The following is a 21,316-nucleotide window of genomic DNA, read 5'->3' as shown; positions in this document are numbered from 1 at the left end:
TATCTCCCTATTGGCCGATTGTGAGCGTTTTTTGCAGTAAAGATTTAGTCGTGTTCAGGATGTCTACATTGTTTTGATACGAACGTGATGCAGACATCATGTTGACCATTTCGTCAACAACATTGACATTTGGTTTGATAATGTAACCGTCTTCATCGGCGAGCGGGTGGTTCGGTTCGAAGGTTTTTTTCATTGGTGAAGCATCGTGAACCACACCGGCAACCTTAACGCCGCTGGCACCGCTTTCATCCGCCTTGAGTGTGCTAAAAACAACCTGTCGTCCACGATAGGGTTCACCCGACGAATCTGTGACACTATCGGCGTTCGCCAGATTACTCGCCACTACGTTTAGGCGCTGAGATTGCGCGGTCATTGCTGAACTTGCAATGTTGAATACTTTAAACAGTGACATGATTATCGCTCCTGAATGGCTGACAGCAGATTTCTGAATTGTCCGCTGATAAAGGTTAAACTGGCATCATATTTGACTGAATTATCAGCAAACCGGGTACGCTCTGAATCCATGTCTACCGTATTGCCGTCAGCGCTGGGCTGCAATGGAACACGGTAAAGAACGCTGTTGCTGATGCCGTTACCTATGTTGTTACTGATATGCATAGGTGAAGTTGTCGAAAGCGTTGTCGCAGGCGCAGTTGTCGCAAGTTTTTCCTTTAATACGTTTGAGAAATCAATATCTTTTGCTTTAAAATTTGGGGTGTCGGCATTTGCAATATTGCTTGCAAGCAGTTCCTGCCGCGCAGCTCTGAGACCCAGCGCTTGCTGATGATAGTTTACTGTTTTATCTAACTTGCTGATCATGTGACTTCCTGATAATAATGAGTTGATATCATTGAATGCATTTTTCATGCCATTTTTTCCATGTCGACTATGCTATTTCATTTCATGTATCAGCAATGGCTTAAAAAGAACGTAAAATAGCCGCTAACTCTAAACACTTGGTTTGTTAATTCGCATTAATATATTGTCCTGCCGGCAAAACCTGCCGGTTTATGTCGACCAAGCGGCAATATTTATTGAGGCAATGTTTATGCGACGCAAAATTACAGTGTTAGGTTTTTTTTTAGTAATGGCTAATCCAGTTTGCCTGTTTGCAGAAAGTCCTCACACGCAATCGAGGTATCAGGAAATTTCGCTGATACAAAAGGCAGTTGAAGAATATGTTTACAATCATGCAGTCAACCCTGCTGGTGATGTTCAGGTCGAGGTAGGCCAGATTGATCAACGAATTACGCTACCAAAATGTGAAAAATTGACACCGTTTATGCCATCGGGCAGCCGTTTGTGGGGAAAAACATCAGTAGGTGTACGTTGTGACGATCAGGTGTCCTGGACAATTTATGTGCAGGTTGATGTCAAGATCTTTGCAAATGTGCTGCATGTTTCACAGCCGGTATCACGCGATCACACGATTACCCATGGCGATGTTGCGCTTCAGACTGTTAACCTGACGCAAATGCCCGAGGGTGTATTGACAGATTATTCGCAAGCCGTTGGTAAAATAGTGGTTTCAAATCTGACCATGGGACAGCCTCTGCGGCAGAATATGCTGCGTGCTCCTAACGTGATATTGAGGGGGCAAAATGTGAAATTAAAGGTTAACGGGCGTGGATTTAGTGTCAGTTCTGAAGGACACGCGTTGGCCGATGCGGCTGAGGGCCAGGTTGTTCAAGTACGTAATCCTTCCGGGCGTATTATCAGTGGTCTGGCTAGGGAAAATGCAATTGTCGAAGTGAACCCGTAAAAAAATGACGTTGTAGAAAGTAAGTATCACAATATTATTTAGTAACAGGATAAAATAATAAGCAGGGAATGTTTTCGCCAGCAGGTGTATTTTGTTACAAAGTGTTGAGTGATTGAATAGTTTAAAATCTGGGAAATACAATATATGAGCCAAGACAAGGAAGCAATACTCGATCAGTTGAACTCTATTTTTCAAGATACGTTCACCGAGAATAATTATTCTTTCTCAATTAATACCACACGCGATGATATCGAAGAATGGGACAGTCTGAGTCATATCAGATTGTTGACTGCTATTGAAGCAAATTTTGGCGTTCAATTTGACCTGGATGAAATAGGTAATATGATCGACGTATCCACTATAGTCGATCTCTTACATGCAAAGCTCGTATAAAAATAGCTTATAAAATATTCATGCACGATCTACCCTGGTTACTCGCTCCTACCGATGATTTTAATGAACGCTGCATCCAGCTGGGGTGTCACCAGGCCCCTGTCGCTGAAGTGCATGCACTAGCGAAATATGCATTGTCCATTAATCAGGCCAATCGCTTATATCAGGCCATTCGAAAGTTAACCGCTGAGCCCCGTTCATTCCTGAGCCGTTCACTGACGCCTTTCAGATTGGGCATAGTCAGCAATGCGACCATGGATTTGATGATCCCGTCCATCGTAACTTCGGCAATACGCAATGGAATAGATATTGAGGTGGTTTCAACAGATTTCGGTCAGGTAGCACAGGAGGCGTTTGATGCAGGTTCGAAACTTAATACGGCAAAACTGGATGCTGTGCTGATAGCACTGGATTATCACGCCTATCCATTTCTTGCTGATCCATTAAACACGTCAGGAGAGGTGTTGCCTAGTGATAAAGCTTTTGATTATCTAAGGCAAATCAGAGAATCTTTCAAACAGAATGGCGGCATGATTTGCATAGCGCAAACACTGGCAGAACCGCCTTACGAATTTGGGGGGAATTTTGATGCTCAGCTTGATGGTTTATTGCGTAAATCGCTGACTGAATTTAATCGTGCGCTTGTTGACGATATCAGAAGCAGCATGGATGTGCTGTTCGATGTTGCAGCATTGGTCAATATGGTTGGCGCCTGTCACTGGTTTGATGAACGACAATGGTATTTATCCAGGGTGCCAATGGCAAATGCCTTTGTTCCGCTGTATGCCGAGTATTTAACTAAGCTGATCGCCGCATTACGTGGAAAAAGTAAAAAATGTTTGGTACTGGATCTGGATAATACACTGTGGGGTGGCGTAATCGGTGATGATGGGTTGGAAGGAATACAGATTGGACAAGGAAATCCGGTTGGTGAATCGTTTCTTGCTATTCAACAGTGGGCGAAGACATTAAAAGATCTGGGTGCCATTTTGACGGTATGTTCAAAAAATGATGAAAATATTGCATTAGAAGTGTTCCGAAAGCATCCCGGCATGTTGTTGAAAGAGAATGATTTCGCTGTTTTTGTGGCTAACTGGGAAGACAAAGCGACAAATATCAGATATATAGCAGACACATTGAATATTGGTCTGGATGCAATGGTATTCGTTGACGATAATCCCGCTGAACGTGAAATTGTACGTACAATGCTGCCCGAATTAACTGTGCCTGAATTGCCAAAAGATTCATCGCAGTTCTTGCGGATATTGTGTGCTGCACGTTTTTTCGAGAAAATCGATTTTACCGAAGATGATGCACAGCGAAACGCGCAATATTTGGGCAACGCCCGGCGCCTGGAAATTCAAAAAACTGCCGCAACTCTGGAAGACTATTTGGCTTCGCTTGAAATGTACATCAGCTTCTCACCGTTCAACGAACTGGGGCGCAAACGCATCGTACAGCTCATCAATAAAACCAATCAGTTCAATTTGACAACACAGCGTTATACCGAAACGGACGTGTTGCAGTTCGAGAATGATCGGCGATATGTGACACTCCAGATAGAATTGCAGGATAAATTTGGTGATAACGGCATGATCAGTGTTGTTATTTGTAAAGTTCACCAGGACCGCTGGGATATCGATACCTGGCTGATGAGCTGTCGCGTTATAAAGCGTAGGGTTGAAGAGGCGGTTTGTGACCAATTGATTGCGCTTGCAAGAAAAAGCGGAATAAGCAAGCTGCGCGGATTTTATCGACCAACTGAGAAAAACGGTCTTGTCAGAGAGCATTATCGTCAGCTCGGGTTTGATTGTATTTGTTCAGACGAATCTGAAGATATCTGGGATCTGGCAGTTGAACATTACCAAATGAAAAATCCACCCATCACAGTCAGCAAATCATCGGTAATTCAATAACATTCAAAGATACGAAGATGAACTGGCATAAAATAGGCGCGTTTCAGGCTGATCAGGAGACAAGTTGTCGGTTTGCACAAGTATCGGGTGATTACAACCCCCTGCATGTTGACCCTGTACTTGCTCGACGATATCAATTTGGAACCACTGTGATGCATGGCGTGAATGGTGTTCTGAAAGCGCTGGATTGTATGTTGAAGATGCATGGTTGTGCGGTGTCGATAGACACCGTAAAGGTGCAGTTTGTCCGCCCGGTATTGCATGGCGACCGTGTCGATGTATTCAGCCAGCAAATTACGGAACAGAATTTCAGGCTTCGATTGTCAGTACAAGAGCGTCGGGTTCAGGATATCGATCTGACATTTGGAGATCAATCTGGTATAAAGCCGGAATTGGTTACATATCAGCCCGGATCGAGCGAAACGCCACAGCCTGCAGACCTGCATTTTGACAACACCAAGGATCTGGACGGCATGCTGGATTTGGTCTGGATACCTGATACTATTCAAGGATTGTTTCCTCATGTTAAGAGATTTTTGCCAGATAACCAGATTGCAGTAATACTGGGTTTAACTCAGATTGTTGGCATGCGTTGTCCCGGGCTTCACTCAGTTTTTACCGGATTGTCAGTGCATTTTAAACAGAAGGTTACGGCCTGTGACAAAAATCTGAAGTTTACAATTCTGCATCGTGACAATCGTTTTTCGCTGGTGACTATTGGAATTACGCATAATACTGCAAGTGGAGAAATTCACGCACTATTTAGGCCAGAACCGGTATCTCAGGAAACTTACACTGAATTACAGACACGGGTGCCGAGAAACCAGTTTGTTGATCAGAAGGCACTGATAATAGGTGGTTCGCGTGGTATTGGCGAGGTGACCGCCAAATTGATAGCCGCCGGCGGCGGCCATTCTGTGATTACATACAACCAGGGAGAGCAGGATGCGCAAGGGATAGCCAACGATATTCGCTCGCATGGCGGACGCTGCGATGTCCTTTCATATAATGTATTGTCCGGACAGGAAATCGATATTACAAACTGTATTTCAAATGAGCGTATTTCACATATTTATTATTTTGCGTCTCCGTTAATCGAAAAAGGAGATCGCTTGGTATGGGACAATGCAGTCTTTCAGAAATATTGTAATTTTTACCTGACGGGTTTTGCAGCACTGATTGAAAAATTTTTATGCAATGCTGCATATGGCAAGCAGCCGATAACAGTTTTTGTTCCATCAACAGTTTTTCTTGAACAACCTCAGAATGGGTTCACAGAATATATTGCAGCTAAAGCCGCTGTAGAGGCTTTTGTTCAACAATTATCAGCAAAGTATCCAAACTGGATATTTCATTTGCCCAGATTGCCAAGAATGTTGACAGATCAGACCAGCGGTTTAAATGTAAAGTGGGCACAGACTACAGCTGCGACAATGCTGGATGTTTTGTCATCGTTAAACACATCAACCCGGTAGAAAATGTCAAACAATCCAAAAAAGCATTCTGCAGTCGACGTAACAAATTTGACGCCAATCCTTGAAGGTGATCTGGATGACGTGGCGCTATTCCTGCATCATCATATGAATAACAGATTTACACAATCTGAATGGAAACAGGGTATCAGTCAATCCTGGATGCCAAAAGTGCCCAATTATGGCTTTATGCTCAAAAATGATGCGCAGATTGTAGGTGTTTTATGTGCTATTTACTCCGAACAGTCTATTGCCGGAGAGCTGAAACGATTTTGCAATCCGCACAGCTGGTGTGTACTTGCCGAGTTTCGTAAGCGTAGTATCGAGCTTGTTCTGGCGTTGATACAACAGAAAGTCTATACATTCACTATGTTTTCACCCAACAAGGATGGACTTGAAATATTCAGGTATTTGAAATTTAAACCGTTGGATAATCATGTGTTAATTCTGTTGAACTGGCCTTCTGCGTTTGGTGCCGGCCAAATCCTTGAATTTCGGAATAATCAACAGCTATTACAGCACTTGCCTGAGCCAGTCGCTAAACATTATCAGGATCATGCTCATTTCTCATGGTTGAATTACATGTTTTTTAAAGAAGGAAACCGCTATGGTTTTTTGATTTACAAACGACGGCTTTATAAAAGGCTGGGTAGCGCATGGATAATGCACGTGAGCGACGCAGCTCTATTTCGTCAGTGTTGGCCGGCGATACGTGCGCATCTGCTCCTTAAGCACGGACTGTTTACGAGTAAAATAGAAGCCCGATTGCTGGACCAGCCGATTAAATCATGGTTTAAACCGGAGCAAGGAGCTCAGAAGTTTTACTTAAGCGATGAAATATCAGCTGACAATATTCAGAATTTATATAGTGAGCTGGTCGCTTTGGATTTGTAAATTTATCGTTTTTACTGGAATGTGTGAATGAAACTGGAAAATGAAATAATCAATATCGTGCGTGATGTACTGGTACTCGGTGATCGCGCAGATGATTTTAATGCCTCGACAGCTCTAATGGGTGATATCCCTGAATTTGACTCCATGTCAGTGGTAGCCATTATTACTGCGCTGGAAGATGAATACGGTTGTGTTTTTGAAGATGATGAAATTACTGCAGAAGTGTTCAAAACAATTGGCAGTTTAACGCAACTGGTTGAATCTAAACTCTGAGTTATGTGCTCGAATTTCAGAATCGAGGCCGATTATATTCGTGGTGGAGCAGGGAAGTTATTCGCTTTACACTATGCACCACCAAATATCACTGACAAATCGGAATGCATAGTTGTAGCGGCATCGTTTGCAGAAGAAATGAATCGGTGCCGCTATATGAGTACAATGTTCGCCCAGCAGATATCACAGTTTGATTTCGGTTTTTTGTCGGTGGATGCTTACGGTACAGGCGACAGTGAGGGTGAGTATAAAGATTCCAGTTGGGATCAAAGCTGTCAGGATTTACAGACAGCAATTTCATATGCCGGAACGCTGGGTTATCAGAAAGTATCTATTCTGGGAGTGCGACTAGGTGCACTACAAGCCATGCAGGTCGCTGGTACAACCGAGTGCTTGCAGCGTTTGATTTTCTGGCAGCCGGTTATAAACGGTCAGGCCGCTTTAACACAATTTCTGCGCATCAGAATTGCTGCATTCATGCAGCGTGGAGAGCAACAGGAAACAATCCAGGACTTGGAGAATCTGATCAACAGTGGTCGACATATTAATGTATCAGGATACGAGGTTGGACCTGATCTTTTTAAAGGTATCAAAGCCGCAAGATTTGATTCATTTACCAATTCACTTGCGGTACCTATCGGCTGGTTTACTGTGATTACCAGTTCGGACAGGAAAACACCAAAAGGCGATATGATGATGATTGAGAAGTTGCAGCAACATGGCATAAGAGTCGATCATCAGGAAATTATTGGACCACCGTTCTGGCTTGCGCATGAGCGCACGCTTGTACCAGAACTAGTTGAAACCACGGTACGCTATGTCACCCATCCATACTGAAATTCCCGTTGTTTTTCCATGTGAAAACGATTCGCTGGTCGGCGTTATCAATAAACCGGAGAGCGCAGGCAAAGTTGGCGTGGTGATCGTGGTTGCTGGCGGACCGCAGTACCGCGTAGGTGCACACAGGCAGTTTGTCACGCTTTCCAGATTACTGGCCAGTCATGCCGTTGCGTCTATTCGATTTGATCATCGTGGGACGGGCGATAGTGCCGGTGAATTGCGTGGTTTTATCGATATGGGTGCTGATATACAAAGTGCGGTGAATGCTTTGCTCAGCCATGTACCGGAAATCGAGAAAATTGTTTTATGGGGGGAGTGCGAATCTGCAACCGCCAGTGCGTTTTATAGTTATTCGGATCCACGTATTCTGGGTGTTTTTATGGTAAATCCTTGGATCCGAACCGAAGCGGGCTTAGCCAAGACCATGATCAGGCATTATTACTGGCATCGTCTGTTTGAAAGGTCGTTCTGGGCGAAGGTTATATCCGGAAATTTTTCATTAACAACATCGTTGCGTTCATGCATAGACATGATTAAATCGACGTTGTCGAATTCGAAAAGAAACGTTGATTCTGTTGACAACGATGCATTTGAAACATTACCTTTACCGGAACGTTTGGCGAAAAGCTGTCAGCAGTTTACAGGTGAGATATTCATTTTAACCAGTGGACAGGACTATATTGCAAGGGAATTCAATGATTACGTCAGGGCCTCCGCGATCTGGCAGGAATTGGTTGCTCGCAAGCGTGTGACGTTGATGAATATTCTAGAGGCGGATCATACGTTTTCAAGGCCGGAATGGCGTCATGAGTTGTTTGATTATACGATTAACTGGTTAAAACATGTTAAATCGTTCCAACAAGATTCGAAGCAATAAAACTACAATCGTTTATGGTTTTTTTCTTGGAACTGCCGACTTTGTTCAGTTGCGTTTTTCAAATGCAGAGCCAGAAAAAACATCATCACATTTTGATTTGACTGTTGTTGATATGCGCAGTTTCTCCGATCGTTTCTGTCAATGACCAAACGATTGCCCCAGATAACATACCACGCGCATAAACGATTTTCTGCGGAAGCGATCATGTTGCTTGAAGTGCGTGTATTCTCTTGTCGATATGCGTTGCAAGGCAGGTATTGGCAACGAATTGTTACCTGTCTCTTATTAGTTGTCTGCCAACTGCAATGTTTTTACCGCAGCAAGATTGAGTAAAATTGCAAGTGCAAATCAAGCGGTGATTATTTTGCAATGGCATGACATTACTGGATAGTGTTAAAGCTGTTGAACAGAATATTGAATTCGAGAGGTGCTTTCGTACCGAGAAGGATATCTTTCGTACCGAGAAGGAATTATAGGCTGCTTTGAAGTTGATTACTGAGACTTCTGAAGCAATTTCAAGCATCCGTTTGTTTAATCTGACGCACTCAGACAATCAAACAAAATAATAATATTGGTTTTTTCAGATCTTGCGTCTTTTTTGGTAAAATATGCGTTTATTTAAAATATTTTATTGGAGTATTTGATGGCAATTGAAAGAACTTTTTCCATTATTAAGCCGGATGCAGTTGCTAAAAATGTAATTGGCCAGATTTATTCACGCTTTGAATCAAATGGATTAAAAATAATTGCCGCGCGCATGACACAGCTTTCCAGAGCCGAAGCCGAGCAGTTTTATGCCGTACACCGCGAACGTCCTTTCTTTAAGGATCTGGTGGACTTTATGATCTCCGGCCCTGTTATGGTACAAGTGCTTGAAGGAGAGGATGCGATCCGTAAAAATAGGGAACTGATGGGCGCAACGGATCCACAAAAAGCGGAAAAAGGAACCATACGTGCTGATTTCGCGGACAGTATTGATGCCAATGCTGTGCATGGTTCTGATGGACCTGAAACGGCTGCTGTTGAAATTGCCAGTTTCTTTCCTGCATTAGCAATTTATTCCCGTTGATTACATTTTTTTTATTACTTCAGTCAAACTGTGACCGTTAATTTACTTGACTACGACAGAGAAGGCCTCATCCATTTCCTCGCAGAAATGGATGAGAAGCCATTTCGTGCCAGACAGTTACTGAAGTGGATTCACCAATCGATTCAGCCGGATTTTAATCAGATGAGCGATCTGGCAAAGAGCCTCAGAACCAAGCTTTCAGAATCCTCTGTGATTACAGTGCCTCAGGTGCTTCGTGATCACACGGCTGCAGATGGAACACGCAAATGGCTGTTATCTGTTGGCGCGGAGAACGGCATAGAGAGTGTTTTCATTCCCGAAGAAAATCGCGGTACGCTGTGTGTCTCCAGTCAGGTTGGATGCGCCTTGGCCTGTGCTTTTTGCGCGACAGGCAAGCAGGGTTTTAACCGTAATCTATCGGTTGCTGAAATTATTGGTCAACTCTGGCTGGCCAATAAGTTGCTGATGGAGGCTGCTGACAATCAACCCGTGCTAAAGACACGGTCTGGGATTTCTCTAGCACAAATCGAGCAGTCAGCCCGGAAAGTTACCAATATTGTAATGATGGGCATGGGTGAACCACTTGCCAATTTTGAGAATGTCGTGACTGCGCTCAATATCATGATCGATGATCATGCGTATGGATTGTCGAGGCGACGCGTAACGGTCAGCACATCAGGAATAATCCCTGCGATGGACCGGTTGCGACAAAGGTGTCCGGTGGCTTTGGCTGTGTCTTTGCACGCACCGAATGATTCACTCCGTGATCGTCTGGTGCCGATAAATCAGAAGTATCCCATCAGGGATCTGTTGGCAGCGTGTCAGCGTTATCTGCTGGACGCGCCACGTGATTTTATTACATTTGAGTACGTAATGCTTGATGGTGTCAACGATAGTGCATCGCATGCGCGCGAGTTAATCAAGCTTGTCAGGGATGTGCCTTGCAAATTTAATTTGATTCCATTTAACGCTTTTCCAAATACTGAATTCAAACGTTCATCGCCCGAATCGATTCGTATATTTCGTGATATGCTAATGCAGGCTGGTTTGGTGACGACGGTTCGTAAAACACGTGGTGATGACATTGCTGCTGCGTGTGGCCAGTTGGCAGGGCGCGTGTATGACAAAACCCGTCGAACTACCAGAGTAAACGTGGAGGTCAACTGAATTTTATGAACGCTATCCTGCGGAAAATCAAGCTTGCAAGTAATACAAAGCTGCCAGTATTCGTTGTGGTACTGAACATTTTTCTGAGTGGATGTGTCCATGAACCTGTAGAAGGGCGGTTGACACCGGAACAAACCGCGGCGCGCTTGGAGAAAAGTGCGCGTATACATACCGAGCTGGCTGCAGAGTATTATTATCGGGGACAATATAAAGTAGCTATGGAGGAAATTGTTGCAGCCCTTGATTCAAATCCAAATTATGCACCTGCTTTCAGCGTGCTTGGGTTAATTAATATGGCTTTGGGTGAAGACGATAAGGCGCAATCCAATTTTAATCGTGCATTGAAAATCGATCCCAAAAATTCCGAGTTGCACAATAATTATGGCTGGTTTTTATGTGAACGCTATCCGGACCAAATTGATAAAGCGATTAATCATTTCATGACCGCGCTAAAAGACCCGCTGTATGAGACGCACCATGTTGCTTATGCCAATGCCGGTATTTGTGAGTTGAAACGTAAAAATTTTTCCGAAGCATCTTTATATTTTAATGAATCCTTGTCGTTACAGCCAAATTATCGCCCGGCCTTGGTTGGCCTGATCGAAATGGATTTCAATTCGGGAAATAATGCGTTGGCCCAATCAAAATTATCAGATTTCATGCAAAAATATCAACCAACTGCTAGAAGTCTATGGCTGGGTATACAAATAGAACAGAAAGCTGGAAATACCCGCGCAGCAAACAGCTATCTTTTTCAGTTACAAAAAAACTTCCCAAACTCCAGAGAAACCAGAGCTTTGAGAGAAGGTGGCCTTTGAAATGGATGATAGCAACGACAAAAAACAGCAACATAATGACTCCGGTCATTTGAATGATGCTTTAATGGAAAATCTCCATAATAATGCACGAACCAAGAGTGGCGATGACACTGAACCCGGCCAGCATGTTCATGAAAAATTGGAGCAGTTATCAGAACCTGATAGCACTCCTGATATAACAGGAAATGTATTGACAAATACATCAACCGTAGAACAGGGACCAGAAATCAGCCGTTTTCTAAAATCGGAGATTCACTCAGACAAATCGGATAATCAGGTATTGGACTCCGCAAGTGTTGTTCATGGTATAGGGCATATGTTGCAAAATGCTCGTGTATCAAGAAATATGAGTGTTGAAGAGGTATCACGCCAACTCAGGATTTCTGTCCAGCAGGTAGAAGCAATCGAGAAAGAAAATTTCGATGAACTGCCAGGACGAACATTTGTTCGCGGTTTTGTTCGTAATTACGCCAATTTGATGCAGCTGGATTCCGCCGCTATTGTACAATTGCTGCCCGGTCCCACGACGACCGTTTCGCATATTGAGCATACACCTTTCAAAGTCCAGGAGATGAAACCGTCTTCAAGGAATGGAAAAGGGATAAGCAGTACAGTTCCGGTCATTGTTATTTTAGTGTTTTTGGCAGCGACGGGTTTTTTCTTATATGAAAAATTTCCGTTTTGGCGCCAGGCAGTACAGAGTTCCGATATGACGATTCAAAACCAAGATGGCCAGGCATCTGTGGAATTACAATTACCGTTGTCTTCACTTAATTCATCAGATAAAAAGACGGCTGACATTGCCAAATTCAATCAGGACTCTGTAGCTGGTCTGGGTAGTGTTTCAACAATGAATACATTCGGTACCCTTACTTTGAATTTTTCAGCCGAAGCACATGTAAAAGTTACCGATGGTAACGATGACATTATTTTTGAACAAAATAATGCCAGCGGTACTCGACAGAGGATTAGTGGCAAAAAACCCTTATCGATTATCATCAGCGATGCATCGGCGGTTGAAGTTACCTATAATGACCGGCTCATTGATATAAAACCATATACCAACACGCAAAACGGCAGTGCTCAGCTAATATTTGAATAGACATTTTATATTGAGTTAGCGCTGTTTCTGAAATTCTTCCATAACGAAAAAACACCTATGATGTCTCCAGATCGTTTAACTTTACAACGTCGCTCCAGTGTTGGTGTCAATATTGGAACTGTTCAAATCGGTGGTGGTGCACCGGTCGTCGTACAATCGATGACCAATACCGATACCGCCGATGAAATTGCTACAGCTGAACAGGTATCGCAACTCGCACGTGCCGGCTCTGAACTGGTGCGTATTACAGTGAATACAGCCGAAGCGGCAAAAGCAGTCCCGGGTATACGACAGCGACTGGATGATACGGGTTGCCATGTACCTCTAGTCGGTGATTTTCATTTTAACGGGCACAAACTGTTGACTGCTTATCCGGAATGCGCGCAGTCTCTGGCAAAGTTTCGAATCAACCCTGGAAACGTTGGTAAAGGTAAAAAGCGTGATGAACAATTTGCCACATTAATCGAAACAGCCTGTCGATATGATAAACCTGTTCGCATCGGTGTGAACTGGGGTAGCCTCGACCAGGAAATGCTGGCACGTATCATGGACGAAAATGCCCGCTCAAGTGATCCGAAAGACTCGACATATGTGATGCGTGAGGCGTTAATCACCTCCGCGCTTGAAAGTGCAGCAAAAGCGGAAGAGATTGGCTTGCCCCGTAGCAAAATTGTTTTGTCGTGCAAGGTCAGCGGCGTGCAAGATTTGATCTCCGTTTATCGCGAACTTGCAGCCCGGTGTGATTATGCACTACACCTCGGTTTGACGGAGGCAGGAATGGGTTCCAAGGGGATTGTTGCGTCGACTGCTGCGCTTGCTGTACTTTTGCAGGAGGGTATTGGCGATACAATTCGCATTTCATTAACGCCGGAGCCGGGCGGCTCTCGTTCACGCGAGGTAATTGTTGCGCAAGAGATACTGCAAACAATGGGATTGCGTGCGTTCGTTCCACTTGTTGCCGCATGTCCTGGGTGCGGGCGCACGACAAGTACGTATTTTCAGGAACTGGCTGAAAATATTCAGAGTTATGTGCGCGACGAAATGATTGTCTGGCGTGATCAGTATGAAGGTGTGGAAAACATGTCACTTGCGGTTATGGGATGTGTGGTAAATGGTCCCGGAGAGAGCAAGCATGCCAATATCGGCATCAGCTTGCCGGGTTCTGGTGAAAGTCCGGTGGCGCCAGTCTATGTGGATGGTGAAAAAACAATTACTTTAAAGGGCGATAATATTGCAGCAGAGTTTCGTCAGATCGTCGAGAACTATGTTCGGGAAAAGTATCCCAGAAAAGCAGGATAATGGCTAAAGTTGTAAAAGCAGTGCGCGGGATGAATGATATTCTTCCCGAAGAAGCTCATTTATGGCATTTTTTTGAGCAGACAGTGCACAATTGGCTGGCATTGTATGGCTACCGCAATATTCGGACGCCTATTGTAGAACATACAGACTTATTTGTTCGTTCTATCGGTGAAGTGACAGATATTGTTGAAAAAGAGATGTACAGCTTTGTCGATCATCTCAATAACGACAGACTGGCATTACGTCCTGAAGGTACTGCTTCATGTGTTCGCGCTGTTATCGAACATAATTTGCTGTACGGTGGTCCGCAGCGCCTTGCATATTCCGGCCCGATGTTCCGGCATGAACGACCACAAAAAGGACGTTATCGCCAGTTTAATCAGGTTGGTGTTGAAGCGCTGGGGTTTTCTGGCCCTGATATTGATGCAGAATTAATTGTCATGTGCTCTCGTTTATGGCAAATGCTTGGTATCACCGGCTTGCGTTTGGAAATTGGTACATTGGGCAGTGCAGAATCCAGGGCGTTACACCGGACGCGGTTAGTTAAATATTTTGAACAGCACGTCAAACATCTGGATGAAGATGCCAATAGACGTCTGCATGCAAATCCACTGAGAATACTGGACAGCAAAAATCCAGAAATGCAGCCAATTATTGAGCAGGCACCCAGATTAATAGATGATTTGGATGAATCTTCGCGCATTCACTTTGAAACATTACAGCAGTTGCTGCGCGAGCAGGGTGTTCAGTTTGAAATTAATCTGCGCTTGGTCAGGGGTTTGGATTATTACAATCGTACTGTTTTTGAGTGGATTACAGATAAACTCGGAGCGCAGAGTGCAGTGTGTGCAGGGGGGCGCTATGACGGATTGATTGCGCAAATCGGCGGCAGACCGGCACCAGCATGTGGATTTGCCATGGGAGTGGAGCGGTTATTGGCGTTGATGCAAGAATGCGGCAAAGAAATTACACGCTCAGTTCCTGATGCTTATATCGTGCATCAGGGTGAACAAGCTACGGGTTTTGCATGGAAAACTGCGGAATTGCTGCGTGAATCAGGCTGTCAGGTTATTCTGCATTGCGGTGGTGGCAGCTTTAAGTCACAAATGAAAAAAGCGGATGCCAGTGGAGCTCGTTTTGCAGTCATCATCGGTGATGACGAGGCTATGATGCAGATTGCCACGTTAAAGCCGTTACGTGAAATCGCTGATCAAGTCAGAATTAACCTGAATGCACTCATTGATTTGATAAAAGCGAAAAACTGACAACACGATATTACAGACAAGACGCTAAAAATGTATTCAGTATAAATTTAGTTTCAGTTTTTGTTGAGAGCAGGGAATTTTCGAGGTATTACGATGGCGACATATAATCGAGAAGAAGAAGAAAAAATTGAGGGCATTAAGGCTTGGTGGATCAAATATGGAACTATTATAACAATAGTTTTGGCGACAATGGTTGCGACCATTGGTGCTACTCAGGTTTGGAAATACTACCAGCAGCTCCAAGCACAGCAGGCGGCAGACTTGTATGCATTACTGAAGCAGGTGCAGGAAACTGGAGATTCAGAGAAAATTAATGATGCTGCATATTTGCTAACCGAAGGTTACCCATCCAGCGGATACGCGCCTCGTGCAGCGCTGATAGCTGCAAAAGCCAGTGTGGATGCCGGTGATTTGCAAAATGCCAAACAGCAACTACAGTGGATACTTGATCATGCCAAAGAACCTGAGATAAGAGACTTGGCGCGATTGAGACTGTCAGGCATTTTGTTGGATGAAAATAATTACAGTGAAGCCTTACGTCACTTGAATTCTGAACATCTTGATTCTTTTTCAGGTTTATATGCCGATTTGAAAGGCGATGTTTTGTTAGCATCGGGAAATAAGGAAGAAGCGCGTCTATCTTATCAAGCTGCTATCGACAAGCTGAACAAAAACAACAATTATTTCAATATCGTCCAGATGAAACTGGATGCGCTCGGTGAGTCAGAATAAATATTGTTATATCATTGAGAACCGGCGTGCCAGAACGAAGCATATCAGCATGGGGACTAGCACTGACGCTCCTCCTGGGCGGTTGCAGTAATCTGCCATTGCCGTTTGATCCCCGCATGTTTGATTCGCTGGGATATCAGATTGCTGAATTATTTGATAGCGAAGAAAAGGAAATTATTGACAAAGCGGAACTTGAAGCATTAAATGCGCTTGATGAAATTCCTTTGCTATGGAAAACTCGTATTGGTGACAGCGATATGGCCAGTTTCCATGTGGCTTTTGAGAATGATGCAGTTTATGTGGCAGACGAAGATGGTCAGTTGACACGACTGGATCCGCAGACAGGTGAAAAGATTTGGGAGGTTAAAACTAAAAACCCATTTTCAGCCGGTGTCGGAGCTGGTGAAGGAATGGTGTTGGTCGGATCGTCGAAAGGTGAAGTGTTTGCCTTCAATGAGTCTGGTCATACATTGTGGAAATCACAGGTTAGTAGTGAAATACTGAGTCCTCCCCAGATTAAAGAGAACATGGTAGTTGTGCGCACAACTGATGGACGGGTTAACGGGCTTGATGCGCTGGATGGTAAACGCAAATGGTTTTTTCAAGGCGCAACACCGGCCCTGACAGTACGTAGTTCCGCAGGTGTGGCGATTACACAAGGTGCGGTTTTTGCAGGATTTGCCGGCGGGAAGTTGGTGGGGATGAGCCTCTTTACTGGAAATGTGGGCTGGGAAGCTGTAGTGTCCCAGCCGCGAGGCGTGACCGAACTGGAACGAATGACTGATATCACCAGTTCACCGGCAATTGATGATCGCTTGATTTGTGCCGTTGCCTATCAGGGACGAGTGGCTTGCTTTCAAATTATTGATGGTACACAGATTTGGGCACGTGAGTCATCCAGCAGTGAGGGACTGACCATGGATAGTGATTATGTTTATGTTTCCGAAGAAAAAGGTGTGTTGGCTGCTTACGATAAAAGAAGCGGTGCTGGTATGTGGAAGCAAGTCAAACTGGGAAGCAAGAATCTAACCGCTCCGATTGTCACAAGTCAGTATGTCGTCATCGGCGATGATAAAGGCTATGTAAATATCCTGAGAAATTATGATGGCGTTGTTCTGGCGCGGGCAGCGACGGACGGCAGCGCCATTTTGTCACGCCCTCAGCGCATTCCTGAAGGTTTTGTAGTGCAGACTGCAGAAGGTGGCGTTTTTGCCTTTAGTACACAGTTTTAAGATTTTTCTGTTTCTTTTTAAAATCAATGTATATTTGTGATCGATAATCTCATTATCGATTGCCATGTTAAGCAAATGTATTGACAATTCCGCTGCGTTTTCCTGACGAAATCACTTCTTCCGACGTTGTGTCAGAAAAATTTTGTGCGTTAATCAGGCCTGTTCCATCGTTCGTATGGCGTGCATGCTGCTCATTTTTCTCCTGCTGCTGAAACGATTCGGCACCAACCATTACATCACCAAGCTGAATGCCGCTTTCGGCCATTAATTCACGTAATCTTGGCAAAGCGGCTTCTATTGCTTCGCGTACTGCCAGATGTGGTGATACAAATTGGGCCGATGCCTGGGTTCCATTGTCGTTGGTTAGGCTTAACATGATTTCAACAGGACCCAGATGTGCGGGATTCAGGCGGAGTTCGGCAAATTGGTTTTGCTGATTAGCAAGCCAAACAATTTTTTGGGCGAATTCTCCATTCCACTTGGGCTGCCCGATTTGAACGTCAAGATCGATATTCTGCGAAACTGTTGCTTGAGAAGCAGTTTGAGAAAACATTTGTGACGAATGATTTAATCCGGATTGGAATAAAATATCGGAATCTGTTTGTATCATTGCGCCGAATTCATTAAACCGAGCTAAAAAATCTTTACCGGTATCCAGGGAAAATTCCGTGGTTTTTTCGTTATCGGCAAAATTTGCCGCATGCAAAAACTGCCATAATTCTTTATTTTCAATCAGGCCTTGTTTAATGTCCGTAGAAAAAAACTGTGACATGCTGTCGTTTTTAGCTGTGTTTGACAGGTTAACTGTTTTATTTAAATTGTTACCACCAATTAAACCATGGGCATGACTGTTTAGAAGCGGCAAACTTTTGTCAATATCGGTAAAACTATCCGCATGTGAAGATTGCCATGGATTTTGATCTGGCAAAAGGTTTTGCATAATTTGCTGCGATGTTTCCGATTGAGCCGTCAAGTGCACTGAAGCCATGCCAGATGTCTGTTTCAGACTAGTGACATTTGCATGTATATCGGGTTGATCAGTAGGTAGCGCCGTTCCAGAAACTGGTCGAGGCAACTGCGCAAGAGCAATGCTGGAATTATCTGAAGTTGGTCCGTTTTCAACTGTTTCGTTCTTTTGCCCTGATTCATGCTCGCTACTTGATTCTGTTTGAACTGAAGAAGATTCAGTTGAGTTTTTTTCGTTATAGGATGCATCACTTGTACTGGGTGTACTGGTTTTGTCTTTTTTGCTGCTGGTTGATTCTGTTTTGGTGTTGTTTGTATTTTTTGTGTCGCTGTCGGTTGATGTTGCTTGTCTTTTTTGTGCGACTTCACGCTCCAGAACCTTGTCAAACGGAGCTCCTTCAGCTTTCCTCGGCTCACCGGGATGCGTTAAATTGGTATTGTGAATAACTGGCTGTTTTGTTTGAATTTGTATTGGTAAGGGAAGGGGTGAATTCAACATAGTTGTTCTCGTTTTAAATAGTTAATGCCTTTTATGTATATAAGCAACATTCGTGCCAGCAGCGAATAATCTTTCGTTTTTATTTGGTGGTGTCCACATTGTCGCGAGCGACACGGTTGGCGGTAAATTCATCCAGAATTTTCTGTTCTGTCATTTTTTGTTGTGCCTTTTCTGATTCCTCGTGACGATGAGCCAACGCAGAATAAGCGTTGAGTTTGCGCTGGCAGGATTGATAAGTATTACTACCGGTCTGACAATTGGTTTCTGTATGTTTCACTGCAAGCTGCTGTTCAGAAATGGCGTTGTCTAGTTTATTCATAAACGTCACGAAATTCTGCCACTCAACATGCCCGATGCCATTTCGAGCTGCATTCTGTAGGCGATCCTGATAGCTTTGTCGGTACTGTAATAGCAGATTTAGTTTTTTCTCAGCCTCCTTATGCTGAAAATTCAGTCTGCCTAATTGTCTGGCCGAATCGTCACTTTTTTTTTGTGCAAGCTCGAGCAGTTTTTTTAAAGGCCTCAGGTTCGACATGTTTGATTCGATATGTTATTGACTGTCCTGATGATTGAGCAGTGAAAACAGATTGTTGATGCTGTTACCATAATTTTCCTGTTGCGTCATGCCTTGCTGGAGAAAATGGCTAAGGGCCGGATAAATTTTAATTGCGCGATCCAACAGTGGATCGGAACCTGATACATAGGCACCGACACTGATCAAGTCATGGTTACGTTGGTAATGCGAATAAATGCTTTTGAATTTTCTCGCTGCTTCGAGATGCTCTGACGATACAATGCCGGCCATGACACGACTGATGGATGCTTCAATATCGATTGCCGGGTAATGACCGGATTCCGCTATTCGGCGTGATAGAACAATATGTCCGTCTAAAATGGCGCGCGCACTGTCGGCAATCGGATCATTATGATCGTCTCCTTCGGTTAATACAGTGTAAAAGGCGGTAATGGAACCGCTGTTATGTTTACCATTACCGGCACGTTCGACAAGTTGCGGCAATCGTGCAAATACTGATGGCGGATATCCTTTTGTAGCCGGTGGCTCACCGATGGCCAGTGAAATTTCTCTTTGTGCCATGGCATAGCGTGTCAGTGAATCCATGATCAGTAACACATGTTTACCTTCATCACGGAAAAATTCCGCGATTGCAGTAGCATAGGCCGCACCCTGAAGTCGTATCAGTGGCGATGTATCAGCAGGCGCCGCAATGACGACTGAGCGTGATAATCCTTCGTTTCCCAGTATATTCTCAATGAACTCCTTTACCTCTCGTCCACGTTCCCCAATCAAACCGACAACTATGACGTCAGCAGCGGTGTAGCGCGCCATCATCCCCAAAAGTACGCTTTTGCCAACACCGCTGCCGGCAAAAAGACCCATGCGCTGTCCCCGGCCAACAGTCAGCAAAGTATTGATTGCACGCACGCCTACGTCCAGTGGATGGGAAACCGGTGCTCGTTCCAACGGATTGTACGGCCTGCTGTAAAGAGGGACGCTTTTTTCTGCTGTTATTAACCCCAGGTGATCAAGCGGTTCGCCGAGTCCATTCAAAACGCGTCCAAGCAATCCTTCACCGACCTTAACATGCTTTGCCTGGTCTGTCGCACGTCTTCGCGGATGCTGCTTCATTCCAATTTTTGGCGCTTCTGCGAGCATTTCCGCCGGCATTACTTTTGCGCCGGGTGCCAGCCCAAAAATTTCACTGGTTGGCATTAAATAAAGGCGTTCATTTGAGAAACCAACAACTTCTGCAGATACATTGTTACCATTGGACAAAAAAATAGTGCAACTGCTGCCGATAGGCAGTTTAAGTCCGGCCGCTTCCATAACCAGACCGGTAACGCGTGTAATAGTACCATTTGTTACAACCGGTTCTGATGCTGAGATAAGCTGGTTGCAATTATCCAAATAGTTACGCCAGTTTTCATGATGGTTGTGCATTTGAAAATTAATTATCGATCCAGTCATTATTCTGACCAATAGCTGCCAGTACACGGTGCCACCGTGTTCCCATGCCGGCATCAATCTGACTACCGCCTGCCTCTAAACGGCAGCCGCCTCGTTCCTGTTGTGTATCTTCATGAATTATCCAGTGAGCCTGCACCGACTGTTCGTTCTGGTATCGGCGAATGATTTCGGCATCGTCGGGATGGAGGAAAATCTGCACGCCATGTTCGGAACCGGAAAGCTGACTGGCAGCTTCCTGAACAACCGGCAGGATCAGTTCAGGATGTATCTTTAGTGCCTCTGTGATCATTTTTTTGGCGAGACTGATCGCAAGTGTCAGCATATCTTGTGCAACATGTTGTTCAATAGATCGGATCTGCTGATTCAGGTTGCTGAATACTGAATTGACTTGACTGAGTTCAGCCTTGATTTCCGATTCGCCTTGCTGCTTGCCTTCCAGGTAACCCTTATTACTGCCTTCTTCAATACCATTCTTATATCCTTCATCATAGCCTTGTTTGAGTCCATCTTCTTTGGCTGTTTGGATTATAGATTCTATTTCTTTTGTATCGACAGGCGTTGTAGCATTGCAGGCTGAATCATCAGATTGAGCGTGGTCTGCAGGTATTTCTGTTTTGGGCATGTCAAAGGAATTCAGCTTCCAACGCTCGCAGGATGTCAGTTTCGCTTTAGGTATTACCGTCGTGATAGTCATCTGTAAGGTTCTGAGTTGAGTTTTTGATGGTAGCCTTGATTCTTAACAAAAAAAACATC

At 44.3% G+C, this 21,316-nt stretch carries 22 protein-coding genes; 16 read left to right on the top strand and 6 right to left on the bottom strand.

Annotated elements, in window-relative coordinates; all coding sequences use genetic code 11:
* Positions 1–7 precede the first annotated feature (7 nt).
* Together flgC and flgB are read right to left on the bottom strand one after the other, a co-directional pair.
* Positions 8–412, bottom strand: a complete 405-nt coding sequence (gene flgC / locus BMX44_RS10195; protein ID WP_090632480.1) for a flagellar basal body rod protein FlgC — start codon at positions 410–412, stop codon at positions 8–10.
* A gap of 2 nt (positions 413–414) precedes the next feature.
* Positions 415–819, bottom strand: a complete 405-nt coding sequence (gene flgB / locus BMX44_RS10190) for a flagellar basal body rod protein FlgB (RefSeq protein WP_090632582.1) — start codon at positions 817–819, stop codon at positions 415–417.
* Between the two features lie 229 nt (positions 820–1,048).
* On the opposite strand from flgB, the gene flgA reads away from it, so the two are divergent.
* The 16 genes from flgA (at position 1,049) to bamB (ending at position 17,111) form a co-directional block, all read left to right on the top strand.
* A complete protein-coding gene (gene flgA / locus BMX44_RS10185) occupies positions 1,049–1,762 on the top strand; it encodes a flagellar basal body P-ring formation chaperone FlgA (RefSeq protein ID WP_090632578.1) in 714 nt (237 codons plus the stop codon).
* 144 nt (positions 1,763–1,906) lie between these two features.
* Positions 1,907–2,155: an acyl carrier protein gene (locus tag BMX44_RS10180; protein ID WP_090632476.1), complete on the top strand. Its 249-nt coding sequence runs from the start codon at positions 1,907–1,909 to the stop codon at positions 2,153–2,155.
* A gap of 20 nt (positions 2,156–2,175) precedes the next feature.
* Positions 2,176–4,071: an HAD-IIIC family phosphatase gene (locus BMX44_RS10175; protein WP_090632473.1), complete on the top strand. Its 1,896-nt coding sequence runs from the start codon at positions 2,176–2,178 to the stop codon at positions 4,069–4,071.
* 17 nt (positions 4,072–4,088) lie between these two features.
* On the top strand, positions 4,089–5,546 hold the full coding sequence (locus tag BMX44_RS10170; RefSeq protein WP_090632469.1) for an SDR family NAD(P)-dependent oxidoreductase: 1,458 nt from the start codon (positions 4,089–4,091) through the stop codon (positions 5,544–5,546).
* A 3-nt stretch (positions 5,547–5,549) separates the two neighbouring features.
* Positions 5,550–6,437, top strand: coding sequence for a hypothetical protein (locus tag BMX44_RS10165; protein WP_090632466.1), 888 nt, complete (start codon positions 5,550–5,552; stop codon positions 6,435–6,437).
* Positions 6,438–6,464: 27 nt separating this feature from the next.
* On the top strand, positions 6,465–6,710 hold the full coding sequence (locus tag BMX44_RS10160; RefSeq protein ID WP_090632457.1) for an acyl carrier protein: 246 nt from the start codon (positions 6,465–6,467) through the stop codon (positions 6,708–6,710).
* A gap of 3 nt (positions 6,711–6,713) precedes the next feature.
* Positions 6,714–7,547, top strand: a complete 834-nt coding sequence (locus tag BMX44_RS10155) for a hydrolase 2, exosortase A system-associated (RefSeq protein WP_090632454.1) — start codon at positions 6,714–6,716, stop codon at positions 7,545–7,547.
* A complete protein-coding gene (locus tag BMX44_RS10150; RefSeq protein ID WP_090632450.1) occupies positions 7,528–8,427 on the top strand; it encodes a hydrolase 1, exosortase A system-associated in 900 nt (299 codons plus the stop codon). Before BMX44_RS10155 ends, BMX44_RS10150 begins: the two co-directional genes overlap by 20 nt.
* A gap of 643 nt (positions 8,428–9,070) precedes the next feature.
* Complete coding sequence (gene ndk / locus BMX44_RS10140) at positions 9,071–9,496, top strand: nucleoside-diphosphate kinase (RefSeq protein WP_090632443.1); 426 nt, start codon at positions 9,071–9,073, stop codon at positions 9,494–9,496.
* A 30-nt stretch (positions 9,497–9,526) separates the two neighbouring features.
* Entirely contained in the window at positions 9,527–10,663 is a 1,137-nt protein-coding gene (gene rlmN, locus BMX44_RS10135) for a dual-specificity RNA methyltransferase RlmN (protein WP_090632439.1), read from the top strand.
* 5 nt (positions 10,664–10,668) lie between these two features.
* The gene (pilW, locus tag BMX44_RS10130; protein ID WP_090632434.1) at positions 10,669–11,481 is read left to right on the top strand and encodes a type IV pilus biogenesis/stability protein PilW; all 813 of its coding nucleotides are present in this window, start codon (positions 10,669–10,671) and stop codon (positions 11,479–11,481) included.
* A gap of 1 nt (position 11,482) precedes the next feature.
* Positions 11,483–12,583 carry a helix-turn-helix domain-containing protein gene (locus BMX44_RS10125; protein ID WP_090632430.1) on the top strand — a complete coding sequence of 367 codons (1,101 nt, stop codon included), beginning with the start codon at positions 11,483–11,485 and terminating at the stop codon, positions 12,581–12,583.
* Between the two features lie 60 nt (positions 12,584–12,643).
* The gene (gene ispG, locus BMX44_RS10120; RefSeq protein WP_090632575.1) at positions 12,644–13,882 is read left to right on the top strand and encodes a flavodoxin-dependent (E)-4-hydroxy-3-methylbut-2-enyl-diphosphate synthase; all 1,239 of its coding nucleotides are present in this window, start codon (positions 12,644–12,646) and stop codon (positions 13,880–13,882) included.
* Positions 13,882–15,147, top strand: coding sequence for a histidine--tRNA ligase (hisS, locus tag BMX44_RS10115; protein WP_090632426.1), 1,266 nt, complete (start codon positions 13,882–13,884; stop codon positions 15,145–15,147). Before ispG ends, hisS begins: the two co-directional genes overlap by 1 nt.
* Before the next feature lie 93 nt (positions 15,148–15,240).
* Positions 15,241–15,879: a tetratricopeptide repeat protein gene (locus BMX44_RS10110; RefSeq protein ID WP_090632422.1), complete on the top strand. Its 639-nt coding sequence runs from the start codon at positions 15,241–15,243 to the stop codon at positions 15,877–15,879.
* Between the two features lie 26 nt (positions 15,880–15,905).
* The gene (gene bamB, locus BMX44_RS10105; RefSeq protein ID WP_245738901.1) at positions 15,906–17,111 is read left to right on the top strand and encodes an outer membrane protein assembly factor BamB; all 1,206 of its coding nucleotides are present in this window, start codon (positions 15,906–15,908) and stop codon (positions 17,109–17,111) included.
* A 67-nt stretch (positions 17,112–17,178) separates the two neighbouring features.
* On the opposite strand, the gene BMX44_RS10100 is transcribed toward bamB, so the two are convergent.
* The 4 genes from BMX44_RS10100 to BMX44_RS10085 all read right to left on the bottom strand — a co-directional run bounded on the left by BMX44_RS10100 (position 17,179) and on the right by BMX44_RS10085 (position 21,257).
* Entirely contained in the window at positions 17,179–18,576 is a 1,398-nt protein-coding gene (locus tag BMX44_RS10100) for a flagellar hook-length control protein FliK (RefSeq protein WP_090632419.1), read from the bottom strand.
* Between the two features lie 79 nt (positions 18,577–18,655).
* Positions 18,656–19,111, bottom strand: coding sequence for a flagellar export protein FliJ (gene fliJ / locus BMX44_RS10095; protein ID WP_090632416.1), 456 nt, complete (start codon positions 19,109–19,111; stop codon positions 18,656–18,658).
* Positions 19,112–19,126: 15 nt separating this feature from the next.
* Complete coding sequence (gene fliI / locus BMX44_RS10090) at positions 19,127–20,536, bottom strand: flagellar protein export ATPase FliI (protein WP_090632565.1); 1,410 nt, start codon at positions 20,534–20,536, stop codon at positions 19,127–19,129.
* 7 nt (positions 20,537–20,543) lie between these two features.
* Positions 20,544–21,257, bottom strand: coding sequence for a flagellar assembly protein FliH (locus tag BMX44_RS10085; RefSeq protein ID WP_090632412.1), 714 nt, complete (start codon positions 21,255–21,257; stop codon positions 20,544–20,546).
* Between the last annotated feature and the right edge of the window lie 59 nt (positions 21,258–21,316).

It is taken from the genome of Nitrosomonas marina (assembly GCF_900110145.1).
Lineage (GTDB): Bacteria > Pseudomonadota > Gammaproteobacteria > Burkholderiales > Nitrosomonadaceae > Nitrosomonas > Nitrosomonas marina.
The sequence above is the reverse complement of the archived record's forward strand: the minus strand, read 5'-3'. Positions and strand labels throughout refer to the sequence as shown.